The sequence below is a fragment of the Amycolatopsis kentuckyensis genome (assembly GCF_002155975.1).
Taxonomy (GTDB): domain Bacteria; phylum Actinomycetota; class Actinomycetes; order Mycobacteriales; family Pseudonocardiaceae; genus Amycolatopsis; species Amycolatopsis kentuckyensis.
Map to the genome: position 1 here is coordinate 1 of NZ_MUMI01000054.1, position 23,891 is coordinate 23,891.

The 23,891-nt window shown below is 73.0% G+C and carries 14 protein-coding genes; 13 read left to right on the forward strand and 1 reads right to left on the reverse strand.

The window, feature by feature from the left end; translation table 11 throughout:
- The 4 genes from CCN39_RS05505 to CCN39_RS05520 all read left to right on the forward strand — a co-directional run.
- A partial coding sequence (locus CCN39_RS05505) for a 3-oxoacyl-[acyl-carrier-protein] synthase III C-terminal domain-containing protein (RefSeq protein ID WP_279629559.1) occupies positions 1–552 on the forward strand: 552 nt, incomplete at its 5' end.
- 11 nt (positions 553–563) lie between these two features.
- On the forward strand, positions 564–1,859 hold the full coding sequence (locus tag CCN39_RS05510) for a type III PLP-dependent enzyme (RefSeq protein ID WP_086838981.1): 1,296 nt from the start codon (positions 564–566) through the stop codon (positions 1,857–1,859).
- Between the two features lie 3 nt (positions 1,860–1,862).
- Positions 1,863–2,672, forward strand: a complete 810-nt coding sequence (locus tag CCN39_RS05515) for a hypothetical protein (protein ID WP_086838983.1) — start codon at positions 1,863–1,865, stop codon at positions 2,670–2,672.
- Positions 2,673–2,726: 54 nt separating this feature from the next.
- Positions 2,727–3,371, forward strand: a complete 645-nt coding sequence (locus CCN39_RS05520; RefSeq protein WP_086839021.1) for a LuxR C-terminal-related transcriptional regulator — start codon at positions 2,727–2,729, stop codon at positions 3,369–3,371.
- Positions 3,372–3,375: 4 nt separating this feature from the next.
- Here the strand turns inward: CCN39_RS05520 and CCN39_RS05525 are convergent, their stop codons facing one another.
- Complete coding sequence (locus tag CCN39_RS05525) at positions 3,376–4,653, reverse strand: sensor histidine kinase (protein ID WP_244210626.1); 1,278 nt, start codon at positions 4,651–4,653, stop codon at positions 3,376–3,378.
- A gap of 144 nt (positions 4,654–4,797) precedes the next feature.
- Here CCN39_RS05525 and CCN39_RS05530 point away from each other — a divergent pair, with 144 nt between their 5' ends.
- The 9 genes from CCN39_RS05530 (at position 4,798) to CCN39_RS05570 (ending at position 23,849) form a co-directional block, all read left to right on the forward strand.
- Complete coding sequence (locus CCN39_RS05530; protein ID WP_086838987.1) at positions 4,798–5,592, forward strand: ABC transporter ATP-binding protein; 795 nt, start codon at positions 4,798–4,800, stop codon at positions 5,590–5,592.
- Positions 5,592–8,162 carry an FtsX-like permease family protein gene (locus tag CCN39_RS05535; protein WP_086838989.1) on the forward strand — a complete coding sequence of 857 codons (2,571 nt, stop codon included), beginning with the start codon at positions 5,592–5,594 and terminating at the stop codon, positions 8,160–8,162. Before CCN39_RS05530 ends, CCN39_RS05535 begins: the two co-directional genes overlap by 1 nt.
- Positions 8,163–8,268: 106 nt before the next feature.
- Positions 8,269–9,954 (forward strand): phytoene desaturase family protein, encoded by a 1,686-nt coding sequence (locus tag CCN39_RS05540; protein ID WP_086838991.1) that lies wholly within the window; start codon positions 8,269–8,271, stop codon positions 9,952–9,954.
- Between the two features lie 102 nt (positions 9,955–10,056).
- The gene (locus CCN39_RS05545) at positions 10,057–10,323 is read left to right on the forward strand and encodes an acyl carrier protein (RefSeq protein WP_244210627.1); all 267 of its coding nucleotides are present in this window, start codon (positions 10,057–10,059) and stop codon (positions 10,321–10,323) included.
- Between the two features lie 3 nt (positions 10,324–10,326).
- On the forward strand, positions 10,327–10,944 hold the full coding sequence (locus CCN39_RS05550; RefSeq protein WP_086838993.1) for a hypothetical protein: 618 nt from the start codon (positions 10,327–10,329) through the stop codon (positions 10,942–10,944).
- On the forward strand, positions 10,941–12,158 hold the full coding sequence (locus CCN39_RS05555) for an acyl-CoA dehydrogenase family protein (protein ID WP_086838995.1): 1,218 nt from the start codon (positions 10,941–10,943) through the stop codon (positions 12,156–12,158). The genes CCN39_RS05550 and CCN39_RS05555 overlap by 4 nt, the downstream gene beginning before the upstream one ends.
- Positions 12,149–13,117 carry a pyridoxal-phosphate dependent enzyme gene (locus tag CCN39_RS05560; RefSeq protein ID WP_086838997.1) on the forward strand — a complete coding sequence of 323 codons (969 nt, stop codon included), beginning with the start codon at positions 12,149–12,151 and terminating at the stop codon, positions 13,115–13,117. Before CCN39_RS05555 ends, CCN39_RS05560 begins: the two co-directional genes overlap by 10 nt.
- Complete coding sequence (locus CCN39_RS05565; protein WP_086838998.1) at positions 13,114–23,040, forward strand: non-ribosomal peptide synthetase; 9,927 nt, start codon at positions 13,114–13,116, stop codon at positions 23,038–23,040. The genes CCN39_RS05560 and CCN39_RS05565 overlap by 4 nt, the downstream gene beginning before the upstream one ends.
- Complete coding sequence (locus CCN39_RS05570) at positions 23,037–23,849, forward strand: ABC transporter permease (protein WP_244210628.1); 813 nt, start codon at positions 23,037–23,039, stop codon at positions 23,847–23,849. Before CCN39_RS05565 ends, CCN39_RS05570 begins: the two co-directional genes overlap by 4 nt.
- Positions 23,850–23,891: the final 42 nt, after the last annotated feature.

A 23,891-nucleotide genomic window follows, 5' to 3' on the forward strand; every position in this document is an offset into this window, starting at 1 on the left:
CTGCTGGCCGCCGACGGCGATCCGGACGCGCTCGCCCTGATCCTCACCGGTGAGAAGGCGTTCACCCACTCGGCGCAGGTCATCCCCGACACCGCGATCATGGGCGAGGCCACCGCCGCGGTGCTGGTCGGCCCCGGCGAGGACGAGGACACGCTGCTCGGCTACGCCACCACCACGCTCGGCGGCCCGGGCGGCGAAGTCATCCTCGACGACGAGCAGGCCGCCGAGTTCCGGCAGATCTACCCCGGCGCGGTCGCCGACGTCGCCCGGGCGGCCATCGCCGCCGCCGGGCTGACCGTCGACGACATCGACCTCGTCCTGCCGCACAACGTCAACAAGATCTCCTGGATCCGCGCGAGCGCCGCGCTGGGCATTCCGCGGGCCAAGATCTTCCTGCAGAACGTCGGCACGACCGGGCACTGCTTCTGCGCCGACCCCTTTCTCAACCACCACGCCGCCAACGGCCTGGGGCTCATCGCGCCCGGGGCCCGCTACCTGATGATCTCCGTCGGCCTGGGGTCGACGTTCTCCGCCATGGTCTTCCGGAAATGAGGAGCGCTGCAATGAGTGTCGAATTCGAGATCTCCGGCGTCGGCATCGCCGAGCTCGCGGAGCGTTACGGCACCCCGCTCTTCGTCTACGACGGCGACGAACTGGGCAGCCGCCTGCTGGGCCTGCGCGAGCACCTGCACCCGCGCCTGGAAATCTTCTACTCGCTGAAGTCCAACCCGAACATCTCGGTGTGCGCGCTGCTGCACGCCCACGGCGCGCGGGCCGAGGTGTCGTCGATGGCCGAGCTGCTCACCGCGCGGCGGGCCGGGGTCGCCGGCGAGGACATCATCTTCCTCGGTCCCGGCAAGAGCGCCTCGGAACTGGCCGCCTGCCTGGACGAAGGCGTCTACACCGTCGTCTGCGAATCGTTCGGCGAACTGCGGATCCTCGACGACCTCGCGCGGGATCGCGGCATCGAAGCGCGCGTTGCCCTGCGCGTGAACCCGAGCTTCGCGGTCAAGGGCTCGGGCCTCACCATGGGCGGCAAGCCGCGCCAGTTCGGCATCGACGAAGAACAGCTGCTCGCCGCCACCGACCTCGCGGACCGGCACCCGAACCTGCGGCTGATGGGCGTGCAGGTGTACATGGGCACCCGGATCCTCGACGAGGAACCGATCGTCGAGAACACGCGGCGCATCTTCGAGCTCGCCGAGCGCGTTTCGCGGCAGCTCGGGTTCCCCCTCGACATGGTCGACGTCGGCGGCGGCCTCGGCGTCGCGTACTTCGCCGGTGAGAAGGACCTCGACCGCGATCTGCTCGCCTCGATGCTCAACCCGGTGATCGACGAGTTCGCGCAGCGCCACCCGGCGACGCGGCTGGTCATGGAACTCGGCCGGTACCTGGCCGCCACGGCCGGGACCTACGTCGTCCGCGTCCGCTACACCAAGACGTCACTGGGGCAGAACTTCGCGGTCGCCGACGGCGGCACCAACCACCACATGGCCGCCGTCGGCATCGGCTCCTACGTCAAGCGCGACTTCCCGATCCGGCTGCTCAACCGCATCGACGAGCCGGCCACCGAAACCTGGCAGATCACCGGGCCGCTGTGCACGCCCAACGACGTGCTCGCCAAGAAGGCCGCGCTGCCGCCGCTCCGGCCCGGTGACCTGATCGGGGTCACGCGCTCCGGTGCCTACGGCCCGACGGCGTCCCCGGTGCTGTTCCTCAGCCACGGCTACCCGGCCGAGGTTATCGTCCACAATGGACGTCACTACCTCGTCAGCGAGCGGGACGAGCCCGCGGACCTGCTGCGCCGCCAGCACCTGCACGAGTTCGCCGCGCCGGTCGCGGTGGGTGCGGAGCGCTAGCCGATGTACCGCGCGTCCGCGACCACCCTGTCCTCCGCACCCGCGCCGGGCCTGCGGCAGCTGCCGCTGCGCCTGGCGCTGGCGATCCGGCGCGAGTTCGGCCCGGGGGAGCGCGAAATCGACGTCCCCGCGCTGCACCGGTACTTCGCCGACCTCAGCCGGGGACACGAAATCGGTTTCCGGCCCGACCGGGTGACGCGGGCGCGCGGCAACCCCTTCCTCGTGATGGCCCGCGAACTGCTCGCCGGGCAGCTGTCCGGCGAGCGGATCGACCTCGCGATCGTCGCCCACGCGGCGCCCGAGTTCGACCCGCGGCTGTCGGCGCCGGTGAACCTCACCGCCGTACTGCCCGGCACCCCGCTGGTGTTTTCCGTGTCGGGGCAGGGAAGCCTGTCCCCGTTCACCGCCCTGCGGATCGCCGGCTCCTACGCCCGGCGCCACGACTACCGGCGCGTCCTGGTCCTGATCATGGACCAGGGCGTGACGCCGTACGACACACCGGACCACATCGGCGACGCCGCGACCGCCCTGCTGTTCGAGGCGGGCGGCCGCCGGACGATCCGCGTCGGCTACGAACCCGAAGTGGCGCCGGACGCCATCCCGGACTTCGAGCCGGCGGAGACGGTCGTCATCGGCCGCGGGCTGGCCGGGCTGGGTTCCCGGCCGGACGCGATCGTCGCACCGGCCGAGTTCCCGTGCACCGGGCTCTGGGCACCGCTCACCGGCGGCGCGGCCGCCGGTCCGGTGCTGCTGGCCGACTACGACCCGCGCCGCGGTGCGCTGGGAATCTGCGTGGTCGCCGAGTCCGATTGACGCGGCCCTAGGATGGTCGTGGTCGCAATCGGGCTCGAAGCGGGGGACGGACAAGTGCGCGTGGTCATCGGAGAAGACCAGTTCCTGCTCAGGGACGGTCTGGTGCGGCTGCTGGAAGCGCACGAGTTCGAGGTCAGCGCGGCCGTGGACAACGGGCCGGACCTGCTGGAAGCCATGCTGCGCGAGCGGCCGGACATCGCGATCGTCGACATCCGGCTGCCGCCGTCGTTCACCGACGAGGGCCTGCGCGCCGCCATCGAAGCGCGGCGCCGGATCCAGGGTTTCCCGGTGCTCGTCCTTTCGCAGTACGTGGAACGGCTGTACGCCGACGAACTCCTCGCGGACGGCGAGGGTTCGGTCGGCTATCTGCTCAAGGACCGCGTGTTCCACGGCGACCAGTTCGTGGACGCCGTCCGCCAGGTCGCCCTCGGAGGCACGGTGATGGACCCGGACGTCGTGACCCGCCTGCTGACGCACAACACCCGCGACGACCGCCTGGAACGGCTCACGCCGCGGGAGCGCGAGGTCCTCAAGCTGATGGCCGAAGGCCGGTCGAACAGCAACATCGCGGGCGAGCTGGTCGTTTCGGAGAAGGCCGTTTCCAAGCACATCAACAACATCCTCGCCAAGCTGAACCTGCCGCAGTCGGAGGACGCCAACCGGCGGGTCCTGGCGGTGCTGGCCTACCTGAAGCACTGAGCGATCAGGGCTCGAGGCCGCAGGGGATCTCGATCGTCACCATGGTCGGGCCGCCGAGCGGGCTGAGGATCGTGATGAAGCCGTCGAGCGGGGCGAGGCGCTTCTCGATGCCGCGCAGGCCCGTGCCGCCCTCGGTGTTCGCGCCGCCGCGGCCGTGGTCGCTGACGTTGATCACCAGGCGGCCGAACTCGTAGTGGACGTTGATCGCGCCGCTCTGCGCGCCGGAGTGCTTCATCGCGTTGTTCAGCAGTTCGGACACCGAGAAGTACGCCGCCGTCTCGACCGCCAGGGACGGCCGGCCGGGCAGGTCGATCGTCGTCTCGATGCGCAGCGGGTTTTCGATGGCCAGGGTGCGGATCGCGTCCGTGATGCCGCGGTCGACCAGCACCGGCGGCTGGATGCCGCGGACGAGGTCGCGCAGCTGCTGCAACGCCTTGGCCGAGCTGTTCTTCGCCTCGTCCATCAGGGACCGGGCGGCTTCGGGGTGGGAATCGAGCACGCGCATGGCGGCGTCGAGCGTCATCCCCATCGCGACGAGGTGGGTCTGCGCGCCGTCGTGCAGGTCGCGCTCGATGCGGCGCAGCTCGGTCGCCTGCGAACCGACGGCGTCGTCGCGGCTTTCCGCCAGGTGCTGCACGCGGTTCGTCAGCCGGGTCACCTCGGTCGGGGACAGCAGGGTGGCCGCGAGCCGCGCGTGCAGCTTCAGCAGGTGCGGCGCGCTCCACAGCGCGAGCGGGAAGTGCGCCAGGCCGAGGATCGCGGCGAACCAGGCCGTCGGCTGGTCGTCCACCGGGAGCACGACGTACCAGCTGCCGAGCCACTCGGCCGCCTCGGTCCCGACCAGGAACGGCATCGTGAGCCCGCGGATCCCGTCCAGGATCAGCAGGAGCGGGGTGAGCGTGAGCAGGATGCCGAGGGAACTGTCGACCACCAGCCACAGGGCGTCGCGCCAGTTCGCGCGGTCGCCGAGCAGGTGGTGGCACCGGCGCAGCGCGGTACTCCCGGCCGGCTCCGGCAGGTACGGGGAGGCGATCCGCACGTCCGACCACGCCGCGGCCGACGCGCGGACGCGGTCGGTCAGCGACCGCATCAGCAGCACGGCCGGGGGCAGCATGAACAGCCCCACGCCCACGCCGATCAGCGAGGCGGCGGTGACCACGACGACGAACATCACGAGTTCGGTCACCGCGACCACGGCGAGCGCGCCGCCGCGCAGGGTCGCCAGGCCGCCGTCGCGCACCAGCGACCGCGTCATCGTCGCGACCGGGCTTCCGCTAGTCATGGCGCCCATTATGCGCAGGCCGGGCGGCTTTCCGCGGTAGTGCTAACCCCCGCAAACTTCCGCTCCCTAGCACCCTCGGAAACCGGCCCGCCGCTTCGTAACGTCATCGCGGTACAGATCGAAGGAAGCGCAGGGGAGCCGCAGATGTACCAGCAAGGCGACACGGTCGAAGTCGTGCGGCTGCTGTCCGTACGCAAGGCGTACGGCAAGAACGGCGCACAGGTCCTGGCCCTCGACAACGTGACGGCGGGTTTCGCCGCCGGCACGTTCACCGCGGTGATGGGGCCGTCGGGGTCGGGCAAGAGCACGCTGCTGCACTGCGCGGCCGGCCTGGACAAGCCGACGTCCGGCTCGGTCGTGCTGGGCGGCACGGACCTCAGCGTGATGCGCGAGGTCGAGCTGACCCGGTTGCGGCGCGACCGGATCGGGTTCGTCTTCCAGGCCTTCAACCTGCTGCCCGCGCTCGACGTCGAGCAGAACGTGACGCTGCCGCTGCGGCTGGCCGGCCGCCGGGCGGACCCGGCGCTCGTGCGCCGCGTCATCGAGCAGGTCGGCCTCGGCGAGCGGCGTCACCACCGGCCCGCGGAACTCTCCGGCGGCCAGCAGCAGCGGGTGGCGATCGCCCGCGCGCTCGTCACCCACCCCGAGGTGATCTTCGCCGACGAGCCGACCGGCGCACTGGACACCCGCTCGGCCCAGGAAGTCCTTTCCCTGCTGCGCGAAGCGAAGAGCGTGTCCCGGCAGACGATCGTGATGGTCACCCACGACCCGGTGGCCGCCTCCTACGCCGACCGCGTGCTGTTCCTCGCCGACGGCCGCGTCGTGGACGAGCTGCACCAGCCGAACCCCGAAGAGGTGGCCCGCCGGATGACCAACCTCGTCGCCCGCACCGAGCAGCGGCCGCAGGAAGGCCCCTGGCTGAGCGAGCTGACGCGCTGATGCTGACCCTCGTCGTACGCACCCTGCGCTACCGCACCGGTGGCTTCATCGCCACCCTCGTCTCGGTCTTCGTCGGCACCGCCGTCATGCTCGCCTGCGGCGGCCTCATGGAGACCGGCATCCGGACCGTGATTCCGCCGCAGCGCCTGGCCGCCGCGCCGATCGTGGTGGCCGGCAACCAGTCCTACGACCTGCCCACCGTCGGCCACGGTGAGGACGCCTACCACGAGACCGCGACGCTGTCCGAGCGCGTCCGGCTCGACGAACGCCTCGCGAGCACGATCAGCGGCGTGCCCGGCGTCGCCCACGTGGTCCCCGACGTCTCCTTCCACGCCGAGGTGCTCGGCGACACCGGCGGCCCGTCGGTGCCCGGCACCCAGGCCGGCCACAGCTGGGTTTCCGCCGAACTGGCGCCCTACCGGCTGACCGAGGGCCAGGCCCCGATCCGCGAGGGCGAAATCGTCCTCGACTCCGCCACCGCCGGGCGGATCGGCGCGCACGCCGGCAGCGAGATCGACGTCGCCGTCCGCGGGGGCGTCCACCCCTACCGGGTCACCGGCATCGCCGACGCCGGTCGCCGGATCGCCTCCGACGCGGTCTTCTTCTCACCCGCCGAGGCCGCCGGGCTGCGGTCCGCGGCCGGGCAGGTCGACGCGTTCGGCGTCCAGCTCGCCCCCGGTGCCGACGTCGGCGCGGTCAACGCGCAGATCGCCACCGCGGTGCGCGACCAGCGCGCGGTGACGCTGACCGGCGACGCCCGCGGTTCCGCGGAGTTCGCCAAGGCGGCCGGCGACGGCGAGCTGCTGATCATCCTCGCGGCCGTGTTCGGCGGCCTCGCGGCACAGGTCGCCATGTTCGTCGTCGCGAGCACCCTGACGCTGTCGGTGCAGCAGCGCCGCCGCGAGGTGGCCATGCTGCGGGCGATCGGCGCGACCCCGCGCCAGGTGAGCCGGATGATCACCGGCGAAGCGATGATCATCGGTGCCCTGGGCACCGCGCTGGCGATCTTGCCCGGCGTGCTGCTCGGAGACTGGCTCTTCGGGCGGCTGACCGGGTTCGGCGTGATCCAGCCGGTGCTCAAGTTCGAGCAGGGCTTCTACCCGGTGGTCGCCGCGGCGATCGTGGGCCTGAGCTCGGCGTGGGGCGCCGCGTTCGTCGCCGCCCGGTACGCGGGCCGCACGCGGCCCGTCGAAGCCATGCGGGAAACGGCGATCCCCACACGCTGGCTGACCCCGACCCGGCTGTGGCTCGGCGTGTCGAGCCTGATCGGCGCGGTGGCCCTGGCCTACCTGACGATCACCGTGGTCGACGGCCCGCTGGCCGCGAGCACGGCCGGCCCCGCCGTGACGCTGGTGGCGACCGCCGTCGCGCTGTTCGCCCCCGGGCTCACCAAGCTGGCGGTCTCGGTGCTGCGCCGGCCGATCCGCGCCTTCGGCGGCCTGCCCGGCTACCTGGCCTCGCTGAACACGCGGGCCCGCTGGATGCCGATGGCCGGGGCGGTCACGCCCATCATGCTCGCCACCGGGCTCGCGATCTTCATGCTGTACTTCCAGACCACGGAGGTCGCGGTCGCGGAGAAGCAGTACTCCGACTCGCTGCTCGCCGACGCCGTCGTGACGTCGGCGACCGGTGACCTGCCGCCCGATCTGATCGCCGAGGTGCAGCGGACGCCCGGCGTCGCCGGGGCCACGGCGTTCGTGACCAGCAAGGGGTACAACGAAAAGCCCTCGGACGCGACGCAGGACGAAGACGGCGTGGACCTCACCGGCATCACCGCGGACGGCGTGGCGACGGCCTGGGGGAGCATCGTCGAGACCGGCAAGCTCGACGCCCTGCGCGGCGACACGATCGCCCTGCCCGCGGATCTCGCGCAGCGGCTGGGGGTCGGGGTGGGCGCCAAGATCGTCATGCGGCTGGGCGACGGATCCCGGGCCACCCTGGACGTCGTCGCGACCCTGCGGACCACGGCGGCCTCGGCGTCGGCGCTGATGCCGGCCGACACGCTGGCGCCGCACACGGCCGCGGGCGCGGCCGACCGGATCCTCGTCATGGCACAGCCCGGGACGGCGGAAGGCGATCTGCTCGCGTCGCTGCGCACCCGGGTCGGGGACGTCGACGGCGTGCAGGTGGCCGGCCGCGAGGCGCTCACCAAGGCGTTCCTGGCGGAGGTCCAGGCCAATGCCTGGGTCAACTACCTGATCGTCGGGCTGCTGCTCGTGTACGCCGCGATCTCCATGGTGAACACGCTGGTGATGGCGACGGCGGACCGGCGGCGGGAGTTCGGGCTGCAGCGGCTCATCGGGTCGACCCGGGGGCAGGTGATGCGCATGATGGCCGTGGAAGCGGGCGTCGTGGCCGCCATCGGTGTCTTCCTCGGCACGCTGGTCGCGGCGTCGATGCTGGTGCCCTTCAGCGCGGCGGTCTCCGACAGCCTCTTCCCGTCCGGTCCTTTGTGGATATATCTTGTGATACTCGGGCTGGCCGTCGTGCTGACGGTGGTGGCCACCTGTGCGCCGACGTGGTTCACGTTGCGCACCAGGCCGTCGCCTTCGACGCTCGCCCCTGAATAGGTGACCTCGGGCGGGCCGGGAACCCCAGTGAGGCGCTGACGAACTCTCCCCCAGATTGTCAGCGCGCGGTCAGCCCGAGGTCACCGCTCCGGCATAGCGTCGGGGCGTGAACACCGAAGAGAACGCCGCCGGGCGCTGGGACGCCATCGTGGTCGGCTCCGGGATCGGCGGGCTCGTCTGCGCCGGGTACCTGGTGGCGAGCGGGATGCGCGTCCTCGTGCTCGAACAGCACGACGTCGCCGGCGGCAACAGCCACGTGTTCCGCCGTCGCCGCGCCTACCAGTTCGACGTGGGGGTGCACTACCTCGGCGACTGCGGGCCGGACGGACTGCTGCCGCGGGTCCTCTCGGGCCTCGGCCTCGGGGACCGGGTGCGCTTCCACCCCATGGACCCCGACGGGTTCGACCGGATCGTCCTGCCCAGCGTCACGGTCGACGTGCCGACCGGGTGGGACCGCTACGCCGACCGCCTGCGGGCCGCGTTGCCCGCGGAGGCCGAGGGCATCACCCGATACATCGACATCTGCGCGGCCGTCGCGCAGGCCTGCCGCCAGTCCGCCTTCTCGGCGGGCCCGGTGGCGAAGGTGCCGGCCGTGATGCTGCGCTGGGGCCGCCGGACGCTGGCGCAGTTGTTCGACCACTGCGGGCTTTCGGCCCGGGCGCGCACCATCCTGGCCGCCCAGTCCGGGAACTACGGTTCCGCTCCGGCGAGCACCCTCGTCGCCGCCCACGCCGGGATGCTCGGTGAGTACCTCCGCGGCGCCTACTACCCGGAGGGCGGCGGGCAGGTGATCGCGGCGTCGTTCGTCGAGCTGCTGGAGTCGCACGGCGGCACGCTGCTCACCCGCACCCGCGTCGACCGGATCCTGATCGAGCGCGGCAAGGCGACCGGTGTCCGGCTGTCCGACGGCACGGTCCACCGCGCGCCGGTGGTGGTGTCCAATGCGGACTACTGCCGCACTGTCCTGGAACTGTGCGGCGGACGGGAGAACCTGCCCGAGCCCGTGGTGACCCGCGCGGAGACGGCGAAGATGCGCCTGCCGATGGCCGTCTGCTACGTCGGGCTCGACCGGGAGCTCCCGGTCGACGGCGCGAACATCTGGTGCTGGCCGGACGAGGACGTCGACGCGGCCTACGCCCGGGTGGAGTCCGGCCGCCTCGACGAGCTGCCGTACGCGTTCCTGTCCTTCGCTTCCCACAAGGACCCGGTGCCGGGTTCGGCGTGCCCGCCGGGACACACGAACTTCCAGATCATGACGACCTGCCCGCCCGGCTACGCGCACTGGGGCCTCGCGGAGGGGCCGGCGAACGGGGCCAGGTACCGGCGCGAGCCCGCTTACCTCGGCGCGAAGAACCGGCTGACCGAACAGATGCTGGACCTGGCCGAGGCCGCGATCGGGCCGTTCCGCCAGCACCTGGTGCACGCCGAAACGTCGACGCCGCTGACCCAGGAGCGCTACACGCTTTCGACCGGGGGCAGCGCGTACGGCCTGCACACCTGGGGCCGGGTCGGGCAACGGCCGGATATCGATTCGGGTGTCGACGGTCTCTACCTGACCGGCCAGAGCATCTTGCACGGTGGCGGAATCGTCGGGGTCGCGACCGGGGGAGCGTTGTGCGCCTCGACGATCCTCGGCCGGCCGGTGCTCGCGGACGGCGCCGCCGGGGTACGGGGGAATCCCGAGCTGCTCCCGGTCCGCGAGCCCGGCTGGGACCCGCTGCGCACCTCGCGGGGGCTGCGGCGGCGCGAGGCCCGCGGCCTCGCCCTGCTCGACCGGGTCGTGGCGGGCTGAGCACGCGACACCGGGAAGAAGAGAACTCGGGGCCCGGTTCCGGGCCCGTGGGTAATGACTGCTGTCTGCACGAAGGGAATGGTGAGCGAAGTGACGGAAGCCGTGGCTGAATCGACGGAGGTCCTGGACGACCGGGTGGTCGCGGGGATCTGCGCCGCACTGGAGTCCGTGCTGGAGGCGGAGGTCGCCGACCTCGGCCCGGAGACCCGGCTCGCGGACGCCGGCCTCGACTCCACCGGCGTGCTGGAACTGCTGATGCAGCTGGAAGAGGCGCTGGGCATCGAATTCGACGCCGAGAACCTCGAAATGAGCCACTTCGAGTCGGTCGGCTCGCTGGCCCGTTTCGTTTCGGCAGAAATGGCCGCCTGAACGATGACCACGATCTCGCCGCCGATCACGGCGACCTGGCTGCGGTGCCACGACACCGCCCGTGCGGAAGGGATGGCCCCGGCGCTGGCGGTGCTGCACGCGGCCCTGCCTGCCGGTGAGCCGGTGTTCGGTGCCGGCGGTACCGCGGTCCTGCCGGCCGGGCCGGTGGACGGCGACGTGCTCGTGGTCCGGACGGCGGAGCTGCCCGGCGGCCCCGTCGTCCTGGTGCGGACGCACCGGCCCGCGGGCCACCCCGATCCGATCCTGGCGACCGGGTCGGTGTGGCTGCGGCTGGGCCTGTCCGGCGCCCTGCTCGACACCGGGCTCGGCTACCTGGGCGGGCGGCGCAGCGGCGACACCACCCTGCTGCGCCGTCAAATGGTCCAGGGCGCCGTCGCCGAGGCGCTGACCGGGCAGCTCGAGGTGCGCGCGTTCCTGACCGCGCACGGCCCGGACCCGGCCCCGGAAGCCCTGGCCTACCTGCACCGGCGGCTCACCGGCACCGACCGCGTCCTGCTGCGCCTGCTGGGCGCCGCGGGGTTCGTGCGCGGCGGGGCGGGGGAGGTCGCGGACGTCTCCGAGCTGCTCGCCGGCGCCTACACCCCGGAGGTCGGGGCGTGACGGCGACCGTGCTCGACGAACGGCTCGAAACGCTGCGGGACGCGGCTCGCGAGTGGGGGACGGAGTTCCGCACCGCGGGCGCCGGCCTCGACACCGACCCCGACGGTGTCGGCGAACACCTGGACCTGGCCGGCGTCCGCTGCCTGGCCACCATGCTCGTCCCCGAGGAGTTCGGGGGCGCGGGCCTGCGCCTCGGGCCGCACCGGTTCCACGGCATGACGGCGATCGAGCGGGCGGTGGTGCTCGAAGAGCTCGCCCGCGGCGACGCCGGCCTGATGCTGGCCAGCCCGGGCGCGTCGATGTCCGGCGTGCTCGTCGACGTGCTGGCCGACCGGGAGCAGAAGGAGTGGTTCTACGGCCGGCTCCTCGAGCGGCCGACCTGGACGTTCTTCGCGCTCACCGAGCCGGACCGGGGTTCCGACGCCACCGCGCTGGAGACGGCGCTTTCGGCACCGGCCGACGGCACCCACCGCCTCGACGGCCGCAAGAAGTACGTCGGCAACGCCGCGCGCGCCGCGCTGGGGGTCGTGTTCGCCCGCACCGGGCCCGGCCCGCTGGGCGTGACGGCGGTCCTGGTGGACACGACGGACCCGGGGTTCCACGCCGAGCCGCTCGAGTCACTGGGCCTGCGGGCCGCGCGGATCTGCGAGCTGACCCTGGACGACGTCGCCGTGCCCGCCGAGCGCGTGCTCGGCCGGGACCGCTCGCCCGCCCGGCGGGGCATGTGGGCGTGCGTGCAGACCTTCAACCGGCTGCGGCCGGGCGTCGCCGCGATCGCGGTCGGCATCGCCGCGGCCGCCCACGACTACGTGCGCACCGGACGCGGCCGGCTCGGCCGCGCCGAGCGCGACCGGCTCGGCGAGCTGGGCCGCCGCATCGACGGCGTGCGCCACCTCGTGCACCTGTCCGCGATCGAGGTCGACGCCGACGGCTCCCGCGGCCACCTCGCCTCGGCGGCGAAGGCCGAAGCGTGCCGGCTGGCCGAGGAGGCCACGCTCGAAGCGTGCGGCTTCTTCGGGCCGCGGGCCCGCTGGGACCACCCGGCGCTCGACAAGCTCGCCCGGGACGCCCGCGGCGTCGAATTCATGGAAGGCGCCGGCAACATCCAGAAGCTCACCGTCTTCCAGGGGCTGCTCGCCGGCAAGGTCGGCCGGGGCGAGCCCTTTCCCACGTACGCCGGGAAATCGTCGACCGGAGGTTCGCCGTGCGGGTGATCACCAGGCCGGAGGAGTTCGACGTCACGGACCTGTACGTCGACCTCAGCCACGTCGTGGACCGGCGGGTCCTGATGAAGTGCGAGGGCTTCAACTTCGCGCGCTCCAGCAAGCTCAAGCCCGCCCTCGAAATGGTGACGCTGGCCGAGCGGGCGGGCGTGCTGCGCCCGGGCTCGACCATCGTGGAGACGTCGGCGGGCAACCTCGGCGTGGCGCTGAGCCTGGTCGCGGCCAGCCGTGGCTACCGGTTCGTCTGCGTCACCGACCCGCGCAGCACGCTGCTCACCCGGCAGCTGATGCAGAACCTCGGCACCGAGGTGCTGGTCGCCCCCGACCCGGCCGCGGGCCTGCGGCTCGTGCGCCGCCTGTGCGCGGAGAACGACGGCTACACCTGGCTCGACCAGTACGCCAACGCGGGCAACTGGATGGCCCACTTCCGCTCGACCGGACCGGACATCCTGCGCACCGTGCCGGACCTCGACGTGCTCTTCGTCGGCGTCGGCTCGGCCGGCACCCTGACCGGCTGCGCCCGCTACCTGCGCCAGGTCCGGCCGCAGGTGCGGATCGTCGCCGTCGAGTGCGTCGGCCCCGGCCCGCGGGCCGCCCGGCGCAGCACGGCGGTGCGCACCAGCGTCCGGTTCCCGGTCATCGACATGTCCCTTGTGGACGATCTGGTGCGGGTCGACGAGGCCGCCGCGATCCGCGCGTGCCGCCGCCTCGCGCTGAGCGGCTTCCTGCTCGGGGGCGGCTCCGGCATGGTGCTGGCGGGCGCGCTGGGCTGGCTGGAGGAGAACGACGCGGCCACGGCGGTGGTGATCTCACCCGACCTCGGTGACCGCTACCTGGACACGATCTACCAGGACCAGTGGGTCAAGGACAACTACGGCCCCGAAGCGCTGCCCGCCGGTGCCGAACACGAAACCCCGTACGCCAAAACACTCTTCGAGGTGCCCAGATGACCGCGGTCGACGCGTTCCTGCCCCTGTCCACCGCACAGACCGACGTCTGGTACGACGAACAGCTGTCCGGCGGCGGCCTCGCCTACGCGATGGCCGACTACCTGGACATCACCGGCCCGCTGGACGTCGACGTGTTCCGGTCGGCGCTGCGCGCGCTCGCCGACGAAGCCGAGTGCTTCCGCGCCCGGTTCGTCGAGGTCGAGGGCGAACCGCGGCAGCTCATCGAGCCGCTGACCGAGCTCCCGATCCGGTACCCGGACGTCACCGGGGAAGCCGATCCGGAGAGCGCCGCGCTCGACTGGATGCACGAAGACATGCGGCACCCGTTCTCCCTGGACGACTTCCCGCTCTTCCGCGGCGCCCTGATCAAGGTCGGCGCGCAGCGGCACTTCTGGTACCTCACCACGCACCACCTCATCGGCGACGGCTTCAGCGCGGCGATCTGCCACCGCCGCCTGGGCGAGCTCTACAACGCGCTGCTGGCGGGGGAGGACCCCGGGCCCACCGCGCTGCCGCCGTTCCGGCTGCTGCTCGACGCCGACCTCGCCTACCAGGACTCCCCGCACCGGGTGCGGGACAAGGCGTTCTGGGGACGGCACTTCGACTCCACCCCCGACCTGGTCAGCCTCTCCGGCAAGGAACCGGCTCCGGCCCGGGGCTTCCTGCGGCGCACCATGGTGCTGCCCCCGGAGACGGCGAAGGCCGTGCGCGAGGCGGCCGCGGGCGCGAAGGTGACGCTGCCGACGTTCTTCATCGCCGCGATGGCGGCCTACACGCAACGGCTTTCGGGTATCCAGGACCTGCTGCTGACCGTCCCGGTCGCGGCGCGGGCGGGCGTGCGCTCGCGGGCGACCCCGGGCATGGTCGCGAACTACCTGCCGCTGCGGATGGTCGTCGAGCCGCGGACGACGGTCGCCGAGCTGCTGGCCCAGGCGTCCCGGGAGCTCGCCGCGACGCTGAAGCACCAGCGCTACCACGTGAACCAGATCCGCCGCGACATCGGCGTGCGCAGCGACGAGCGCCGCCCGTTCGGCGGCCCGTTCGTCAACGTGCTCCCGCCCGAGCCCGGCCTGCGCCTCGGCGACTGCCACACGCGCGTGATGAACCTGTCGACCGGGATCACCAACGACCTGTCGCTGACGGTGCTCGACGTCACCGAAGACATCATCGAAATCCACCTCAACGGCAACCCCGACCTGTACGACGCCGAGGGCGTCACCGCGCACCTGGAGCGGCTCGCCGGGTTCGTCGGCCGCCTCGCCGAAGCCGAGGCGTCGGCGGTGCTCGGCGCGGTCGACGTCGTGTCCGCGGACGAGCTGGGCGCACTGCTGGCGTCCGGGGTCGGGGCGGCCGGGCCGGTCGGGGCCGATGTCGTGGCCCGGGTGTGCGAGTTCGCGCTGGCCGCACCGGACGCGCCCGCGGTGGCCGACGGCGGGGAGTGGGTTTCGTACCGCTCCCTGGCGGGCCGGGCGAGCGCCCTGTCCCGCCGGCTCCCGGCCCGGGGTGTGGTCGGTGTCCTGGCCGATCCCGGTGTCGGGTTCGTCGCGTCCGTGCTGGGCGTGCTGTGGTCGGGCTCGGCGTTCGTGCCGCTGGACGCCGGGATGCCGGTGGCCCGGCTGGCCGGGCTGCTGGTCGACTCGGGTGCCTCGCGCGTGGTCGTGGGCCCCGGGTACGAGGACCTGGCCGCGGAGGTGGTGGCCGCGGCCGGCGGTGGTGCCGGGGTCGTCGGGCTGGACGACGCCGAAGACGAGGAGTGGGCGCCGGTTTCCCGCGACGAGGCCGGTCTGGACCTGGGTTACGTGATCTTCACGTCGGGTTCGACCGGTCGTCCCAAGGGGGCGATGGTGCACCGCCGGGGCATGGTCAACCACCTGCTCGCCAAGGTCGAGGACCTCGACCTGGAGCCCGCGGACGTGGTGGTGCAGAACGCTCCGGTCACGTTCGACGTCTCGGTGTGGCAGATGCTGGCGCCGTTGCTGGTCGGCGCGCGGGTCCGGGTGGTGTCCCGGGCGATCGCGGCGGACCCGGACGCCTTGTTCGGCCTGATCCGGGCCGAGGGTGTTTCGGTGCTGGAGGTCGTGCCGTCGTTGCTGCGGGCGGCCCTCGATTCGTGGGACCTGGCCGGGCAGTCCGCCGACGTTTCGGGGCTGCGGTGGCTCGTGGTGACCGGGGAGGCGTTGCCGCCGGACCTGTGTGCGCGGTGGTTCGCGCGCTTCCCGGACGTGCCGCTGGTGAACGCCTACGGCCCGACGGAGTGTTCGGACGATGTGACGCACGCGGTGATCCGGTCCGGCACCGAGGTGGTGCCGATCGGCCACGCGGTGCGGAACTCCCGGTTGTACGTGCTGGGGGACGAGCTGCGTCCGGTGCCCGCGGGGGCGATCGGGGAGCTGTTCGTCGGCGGCTTGGTCGTCGGCCGCGGTTACGTGGGCGACCCGGCGCGCACGGCGGCGGTGTTCGTCGCGGATCCGTTCGGGGAAGCCGGAAAGCGGATGTACCGCACCGGCGACCGCGTCCGGATGCGCCCGGACGGTCAGCTCGAGTTCGTGGAGCGCCGCGACTTCCAGGTCAAGATCCGCGGCCACCGCATCGAACTTGGCGAGATCGAAAGCGTCCTGCGGTCCGTGCCCGGCGTCCTGGACGCCGTCGTGCGCGTGCTCACCGACGCCGACGGCGGCAAACGCCTCGCCGGCTACCTGATCGGCGTCGACGGCGAAGGCCCGATCGACGCCGGGGACGTGCGCAGCACCGCCCAGCAGCTGCTCCCGGACTACATGGTGCCCTCGGCGCTGGTCGTCCTCGACGAGCTGCCGCTCACCGAACACGGCAAGGTCGACCGCGAAGCGCTGCCCGCCCCGGACTTCCGGGCCGAGGTCGTCGGGCGCCGTCCCCGCAACACCGTCGAGACGGTCGTCTGCGACATCCTCGCCGAAGTCCTGTCCGTGCCGCGCGTGTACATCGACGACAACTTCTTCGCCCTCGGCGGCGACAGCATCAGCGCGATCCAGGTGGCCGGCCGCGCCCGCACCGCGGGCATCGAGCTGACCCCGCGCGACATCCTCGAGCGCCGGACACCGGCCGCGATCGCCGAGCAGGTCGCCGTCCGCGAGCCGGGCGCCGAGGTGGCCGTGGTGACCGACGGGCCGCTGGTCGAACTGACCGGCGAGGAGCTGCGCGAGCTGGCCCCGGAGGGCGGCCGCATCGAAGACGCGCTGCCGCTTTCGGCGTTGCAGCAGGGGCTGCTGTTCCACTCCGAGTTCGACCCGGACGGCGTCGACGTCTACACCGTGCAGGCCACCGCGGATCTCGCGGGCCCGCTCGACGTCGACGCGCTGCGCGAAGCGTGTGCCGCGCTGCTGCGCCGGTACGCGACCCTGCGCGCGTACTTCCGGCACCGCCGGGGCGGCGACGCCGTGCAGCTGATCGCCGCCGAGGTCGGCCTGCCCTGGACCGAACTCGACCTGTCCGCGCTGCCCGAGCCCGACCGCGAGGAGCGGCTGGGCCGGCTGGCGGCCGAGGACCGGGAGCGCCGGTTCGACCTCGCGCACCCGCCGCTGGTCCGGTTCACCCTGATCAAGGTCGCGGCGGGGCGGTACCGGTTCCTGTGGACCGCCCACCACATCGCCACCGACGGCTGGTCGGTGCCGATCCTCATCCGCGAGCTGGCCACGCTGTACGCGCACGGCCCGGCGGCCGCGCTGCCGGACGTGGCGCCGTTCCGGAACTACCTCGCCTGGCTCGGCCGCCAGGACGAGCGGGAAGCCCGGCAGGCGTGGCGCGAGGTCCTCGACGGCCTCACCGAGCCCACGAAGGTGGCGCCGGAGGTCGACGGGCACCTGAAGGCGGTGCCGGAGTCGGCCGAGGTCGTGCTGTCCCGGGACGAGACCGCCGAGCTGGTGGCCTGGGCCCGGCGGCACGAGCTCACCCTGAACACGGTCGTGCAGGCCTGCTGGGCGATCCTGGTCGGCCGGCTCACCGGACGGCGGGACGTCGTGTTCGGTTCGGTCACCTCCGGGCGCCCGGCCGAGCTGCCGGGCGTGGAGACCATGGTCGGGATGTTCATCAACACGGTGCCGGTCCGCGCCGGCCTCGACCCGGCGGGCACCCTCGGCGAACTCCTCGTCTTCCTGCGCGACCAGCAGGCCCGGATGTCGGCCTACCAGCACGTCGGGCTGGCCGAGGTGCAGAACGACGTGCCCGGCCTGGCCGGCACCGGCGAACTGTTCGACACCGCCATCGTCTTCGAGAACGTGCCCGCCGACGGCGAGCAGACCGAGGTGGTCCTGGGCGGCGACGTCCGCGTGCTGGACGCCGTCACCGAGGACTCCCGCCACTACCCGCTCAGCCTGGTCGTGAACCCCGGTCCCGAACTGGCTTTCCGCTTCGACTACGCGCCCGAGGCGTTCGACGCGGGGCGCGTCGGCCGGATCACCGGCATGTTCCGGCACCTGCTCGACACCGCCATCGCCGATCCTTCGGTGCCGCTGGGCGCGATCGACGTGGTGCCGGCGGCGGAACTGGAGCGTGGCGCCGGTGCCACCGGGCCGGTGGGCGCCGACGTCGTGGCGCGGGTCCGCGAGTTCGCGCTGTCGTCCCCGGAAGCGGCGGCGGTGGCCGACGGCGGCGCGTGGGTTTCCTACGCTTCGCTGGCCGGCCGGGCGAGTGCGTTGTCGCGCCGGCTTCCGGCCCGTGGGGTGGTCGGCGTCCTGGCCGACCCGGGGGTCGGCTTCGTGACGGCCGTACTGGGCGTGCTGTGGTCCGGGGCGGCCTACCTGCCCCTGGACCCGGCGTTGCCGGTGGCCCGGCTCGCCGGGCTGCTGGGGGATTCCGGCGCCACCGCCGTGGTGGTGGGTGCGGGCTTCGAGGACCTGGCGGCCGAGCTCACCGGCGGCGACACCGGGATCGTGGTCCTGGACGACGCCGAAGACGAGGAGTGGGCGCCGGTTTCCGAGGGCGACGCCGGTCTGGACCTGGCGTACGTGATCTTCACGTCGGGTTCGACCGGTCGTCCGAAGGGGGCGATGGTGCACCGGCGCGGCATGGTGAACCACCTGCTCGCCAAGGTCGAAGACCTGGGGGTGGCGGCGTCGGATGTGGTGGTGCAGAACGCTCCGGTGACGTTCGACGTCTCGGTGTGGCAGATGCTGGCGCCGTTGCTGGTCGGCGGCCGGGTCCGCGTGGTGTCGCGGGTCGTGGCGGCGGATCCGGACGCGTTGTTCGGCCTGATCCGGGCCGAGGGTGTTTCGGTGCTGGAGGTCGTGCCGTCGCTGTTGCGGGCGGCCCTGGACTCGTGGGACCTGGCCGAGCAGCCCGACCTCTCGGGACTGCGGTGGCTCGTGGTGACCGGGGAGGCGTTGCCGCCGGACCTGTGCGCGCGGTGGTTCGCCCGGTTCCCGGACGTGCCGCTGGTCAATGCCTACGGCCCGACGGAGTGCTCGGACGACGTGACGCACGCGGTGATCCGGTCCGGCGTCGACGTGGTGCCGATCGGCCGCGCGGTGCGGAATTCACGCCTTTACGTGCTGGGTGACGAACTGCGCCCAGTGCCCGCGGGGGCGATCGGTGAGCTGTTCGTCGGCGGTCTGGTCGTCGGCCGCGGTTACGTGGGCGACCCGGTCCGGACGGCGGCGGTGTTCGTCGCGGATCCCTTCGGCGAGCCGGGCACGCGGATGTACCGCACCGGCGACCGCGTCCGGATGCGCCCGGACGGCGAGCTGGAATTCGTGGAGCGCCGCGACTTCCAGGTCAAGATCCGTGGCCACCGCATCGAGCTCGGCGAGATCGAAGCCGGCCTCGCCGCGCACGCGGGCGTCGGCGAAGCGGTCGTCACCGTGCACGGTGACGGCAACGACCGGCGGCTCGTCGCCTACGTCACCGGCACCGCCACCGCCGAAGAACTGCGCGAGCACCTGACCGCGCAACTGCCGTCGTACATGGTCCCGGGCGCGTACCTCGTCCTCGACCGCTTCCCGCTGACGGCACACGGCAAGATCGACCGCAAGGCGCTGCCCGCACCGGACCAGCACACCGGCACCACGGCCCGCGGTCCGCGCACCCCGGTCGAGGCGACGCTGTGCGAGATCTGGGCCGACGTCCTCGGCGTCCCGGAAGTCGGGATCGACGACGACTTCTTCGTCATCGGCGGGCATTCCCTGCTGGCCAACTCGGTCGTGAGCCGGGTCCGGTCCGCTTTGGACGCCGCACTGTCCATTCGCGACCTCTTCGAGGCGCGGACGGTGAGCCGGCTCGCCGGGCGGCTCGTCTCCGCCGGCCAGGCGGGCGCCGGGTTCCGGAAGCTCCCGCGGCCGGAGAAGATCCCGCTGTCCCACGCGCAGACCCGGATGTGGTTCCTGAACCGGCTGGAAAGCACGGGGTACAACATCCCCCTGGCCGTCCGGCTCGGTGGCTCCCTGGACCCGGCGGCCCTGGCGGCCGCGCTCGGCGACGTCGTCGAGCGGCACGAGATCCTGCGGACGGTCTTCCCGGACGTCGACGGCGTTCCTTACCAGCGGATCCTGCCGCCTGCCCCGGACTCCCCGCTCGCCACGGCGACGGCCACCGAAGGCGAACTCACCGCTGTGCTGGCGGCCGAGGCGGGCCGCGCGTTCGACCTCGCCACCGACCGGCCGCTGCGGGCCACCCTGTACCGCGTGGGGGAAGACCACGTGCTGCTGCTCGTCCTGCACCACATCGCCGGCGACGGCTGGTCGGTGGACGTCCTGGCCCGCGACCTGGCGACCGCCTACGACGCCCGGGTGCGCGGAGCCGAGCCCGGCTGGGCCGGACTGCCGGTGCAGTACGCCGACTACGCGGTCTGGCAGCGCGAGCTGCTCGACGACCGCCAGGCGGCGGACCGGCAGTGGGAGTACTGGCGCGACGCGCTCGCCGGCCTCCCCGACGAGCTGCGGCTGCCCGCGGACTTCCCCCGCCGGGCGGCGACCGCCTTCCGCGGCGGCTCGGTCGGCTTCGAGGTGCCCCCGACCGTCCACAAGGCACTGACCGCGCTGGCCCGCCGGTCGGGTGCCAGCGTCTTCATGGTGGTCCAGGCGGCGGTGGCCGCGCTGCTCACCAAGCACGGCGCGGGCACGGACATCCCGCTCGGCAGCCTCGTCGCGGGCCGGTCGGAGGAGGTGACGAACGGCCTGGTCGGGTTCTTCGTGAACACGCTGGTCCTGCGCACCGACACCGGCCGCAACCCGACGTTCGCCGAGCTGGTCGCCCGGGTGCGCGACACCGACCTCGAGGCGTACGCGCACCAGGACCTGCCGTTCGAGCTCCTGCTCGAGCTGGCCCGCCCGGCGCGGTCGCTGTCGCGGCAGCCGTTGTTCCAGGTGATGCTGTCGTACTACGAGGTCCCGGACCCCCGCTTCACGATCGGCGACCTGTCGGTGCGGCCGGAGATCTTGCCGCCGACGGGCGCGAAGTTCAAGTTCGACCTGACGTTCCAGCTCGGCGAGCGCCCGGGCGAGGGGGGTTTGGAGGGGAGCATCGAGTACTGCGCGGACCTGTTCACCCCGGAGACGGCGGAGCTGCTCGCCGCCCGCTTGGGCCGGCTCTTGTCGGCGGTGGCGGAAGACCCTTCGCTGCCGCTGAGCGGGATCGAGCTGTCGACTCCGGCCGAGCCGGCGGTGCCGGGCATGGCGGCCGCCGCGGACCCGGCCGAGCTGCCGGCCCTGCGGAGCAGCCGCGGACCGGCACTGATCGGGAACGGCGGCCGGATGAGCCACGCCCAGCTGCGCCGCCGCGTGACCGAAGAGGCCCGCAAGCTGACGGCTCGCGGCGTGGGTCCTGAGTGGACTGTCTCGATCGCGGCCGGGTCGGCGGTGGATCGGGTGGTGCACGTCCTGGCCGCCCTGCAGGCCGGAGCCGCGTACCGGCTCGCGGATCCGTCCGCGCAGTCCGAGGTGACGGTCGTCGGCGAAGCCGCCGGTAACCCCGGTACGGCACCGGTCGGTCCCGCACACGCGGCCGCCCACCTGCCGGACGGCACCGTGCTTTCCCGCCGCGCCCTCGCCGAGTCCGTCGCGGCCCTGCGGGACTCCATTCCCACCGGCCGCCGGGTCGTCGTCCCGGACCTGCCCGATGCCATCCCCGCCGTGCTGGCCACCCTGGCCGCCGGTGGGTCCGTCCACTTCACCGAGACCGGCGACACCACCGCACTCGCGCGGCTGCTCGAAGGCGAACTGCCCGCCGTCCTCTTCGCCACCCCCCACCAGGTCCGGGCACTCGCGGCCCGCCACGAACCGGCTCTCGCCGGCGTCCGGCTGATCGTCACCGGCGAACCCCTCGCCGTCCCGCTCACCGAACGGCTCCACCGCGCCGGCGCCGAGGTCCACACGCACTACCGCGGCCTCACCGGCCCGGCCGAACCCGGCACCCTGCCCCACCCGGCGCGTGCCTACGTCCTCGACGAAACCCTCCGGCCCGTCCCACCCGGCGCCCACGGCGAACTCTGGCTCGCGAGCCTCGCCCGCGGCTACGCGGGACAGCCCGGCCGCACCGCCACGCACTTCGTCGCCGACCCCTTCACCCCGGGGGCACGGATGTTCCGCACCGGCGAACTGGTCCGCCGCCGCCTCGACGGCAGTATCGAACCGGCCGCCGCAACCCTGCGGGCCCGCGGGTTCGCCATCCGGCCCACCGAGGTCGAGGCGGCGCTCCTGCGCCACCCCGGCGTCGCCGCCGCCGAAGTCGTGGTCCGCGACGACCAGCTCGTGGCCTACGTCGTCGGCCGCGGAGACGGCCTGCGCGAACACCTCGCCCGGGAACTGCCGGACTTCGCGGTACCGTCGGCGATCGTCGAACTCGACGCCGTCCCGCTCACCGCGACCGGCGAGCTCGACCACGCGCAGCTGCCCGCACCCGAACGGAAGACCGGCACCCCGGCCGAAGAGGTCCTCCGGCTCGCGTTCGCCGAAACCCTCGGCCTGCCCGAGGTCGGCGCCGACGCCGACTTCTTCGCCCTGGGCGGCAACAGCCTGCTCTCCGTGCGGCTGGTCGCCCTGGCCCGCAACGCCGGCCTGCGGTTCACCGTCGCGGACGTCCTGACGCACGGGACCGTCGAGCGCCTGGCCGCGCTGGCCGGCACCGGCAGTGACGCCGGTGCCGGCGGGGACGTGCTCGACTCGTTCGCCCCCGTGCTGCCGATCCGGCCGGACGGCGACCGCGCGCCGCTGTTCTGCGTGCACGCGGGACTCGGGCTGAGCCTGCCCTACCTCGGGCTCGTCCAGCACCTCGATCCCGGCCGCCCGATGTACGGGCTGCAGTCGCCGAACATCGGCGGGGACGGCGAGCTGCCGGTCAGCGTCGAGGACGTCGCCGAGGAGTACGCGGCGCGGATCCGGGCGATCCAGCCGTCGGGGCCGTACCACCTGCTCGGCTGGTCGTTCGGCGGGCTGCTGGCGCACGAAATCGCCGTGCAGCTGCAGGAGGCGGGCGAGCGGGTGGAAACCCTGTGCGTGCTGGACAGCTTCCCGGTCGACGCGGCCGGCCAGGCCCCGCCGACCCGGCAGGAGCTGCTGGCCAGCTTCCTCGAGCACCTCGGTCACGACGCGGAGGAGGACGCCGAGCTGTCCCCGGCGGCCGTCATCGACGTCCTGCGCCGCGGCGGGTCGCGGCTGGCCGGGATCGGCGAGGACCGGATGGCCCGCGTGCTCGAAGTGATGAGCAACAACGGCGAGCTCGCACTCCGGTACGAGCCCGCCCGCTTCTCGGGCCGCCTGCTGCTGTTCCTGGCGGCCGACGGCCTCACCGAGGCCGACCTCGCCGAGCGGCCCGGCCGCTGGGCACCGTACGTCGACGGCGCGATCGAGACGCACCGCATCGGCTGCGGGCACGAATTCATGATGCACCCGCAAGCCCAGGCCGCCATCGGCCGGATCGTCGCCGCCGCACTGGACGGCTCTTCCGAGGAGGACGAATGACTGTGATTGCCCCGGCGGGAACGCGGCGGTTTTCCGACGCGGTGGTGGAGGTGCTGGCGCTCGCCGGGCGCCGGCTCACCCACCTGCGCAACGTTCCCGGCCGCCTGCTGGCGGTCACCCTGAACCCGCTGATCACCATGCTGGCCATCGGGTACGTGTTCAAGGACGCGGTGATCGTGCCGGGCAGCGGCAGCTACCCGGAGTTCCTGTTCCCCGCGGCGCTGATGCAGGTCGGCCTGGCCGGCATCGCGCCCACCGCGATCGCCGTCGCCACCGACCTCAACGGCGGCCTGACCGACCGGTTCCGCTCGCTGCCGATCGTCCGGCCCGCCGTGCTGATCGGGCACTCCCTCGGCGACCTCGTGGTCGGCCTGATCGCCCTCGCCATCACGGTGGCGTCCGGCCTGCTCGTCGGCGGCCGGGTGCACACCGGGTTCCTGCCGCTGGTGGGCGGGCTCGCCCTGCTCGTCGTGTTCCTCTACGCGATGATCTGGGTCGGCATCCTGCTCGGCCTGTCGCTGCGCAACCCGGAGGCGATCGACGGCATCGGCGCGGTGGCGACGCTCGGCCTTTCCTTCCTCTCCAACGCCTTCATGTCGACCGACCGCCTGCCGGTGTGGCTGCGGCCGGTCGCGGAGTGGAACCCGGTCAGCTCGGTGACCACCGCCGTCCGCCGCATGTGGGGGACGCCGGTCGACGAGACCGGGTTCCCCGCCCAGCACCCCGGCGTGGTCGTGGCGATCACCCTGGTGATCACGCTGGCCGTCGCCGGCGGACTGAGCTTCCGCAAGTACCGCACCATCTCGTAGCGGGTCAGGTGGCGGTCAGCGTGCCGTCAGCCGGTCCGAACA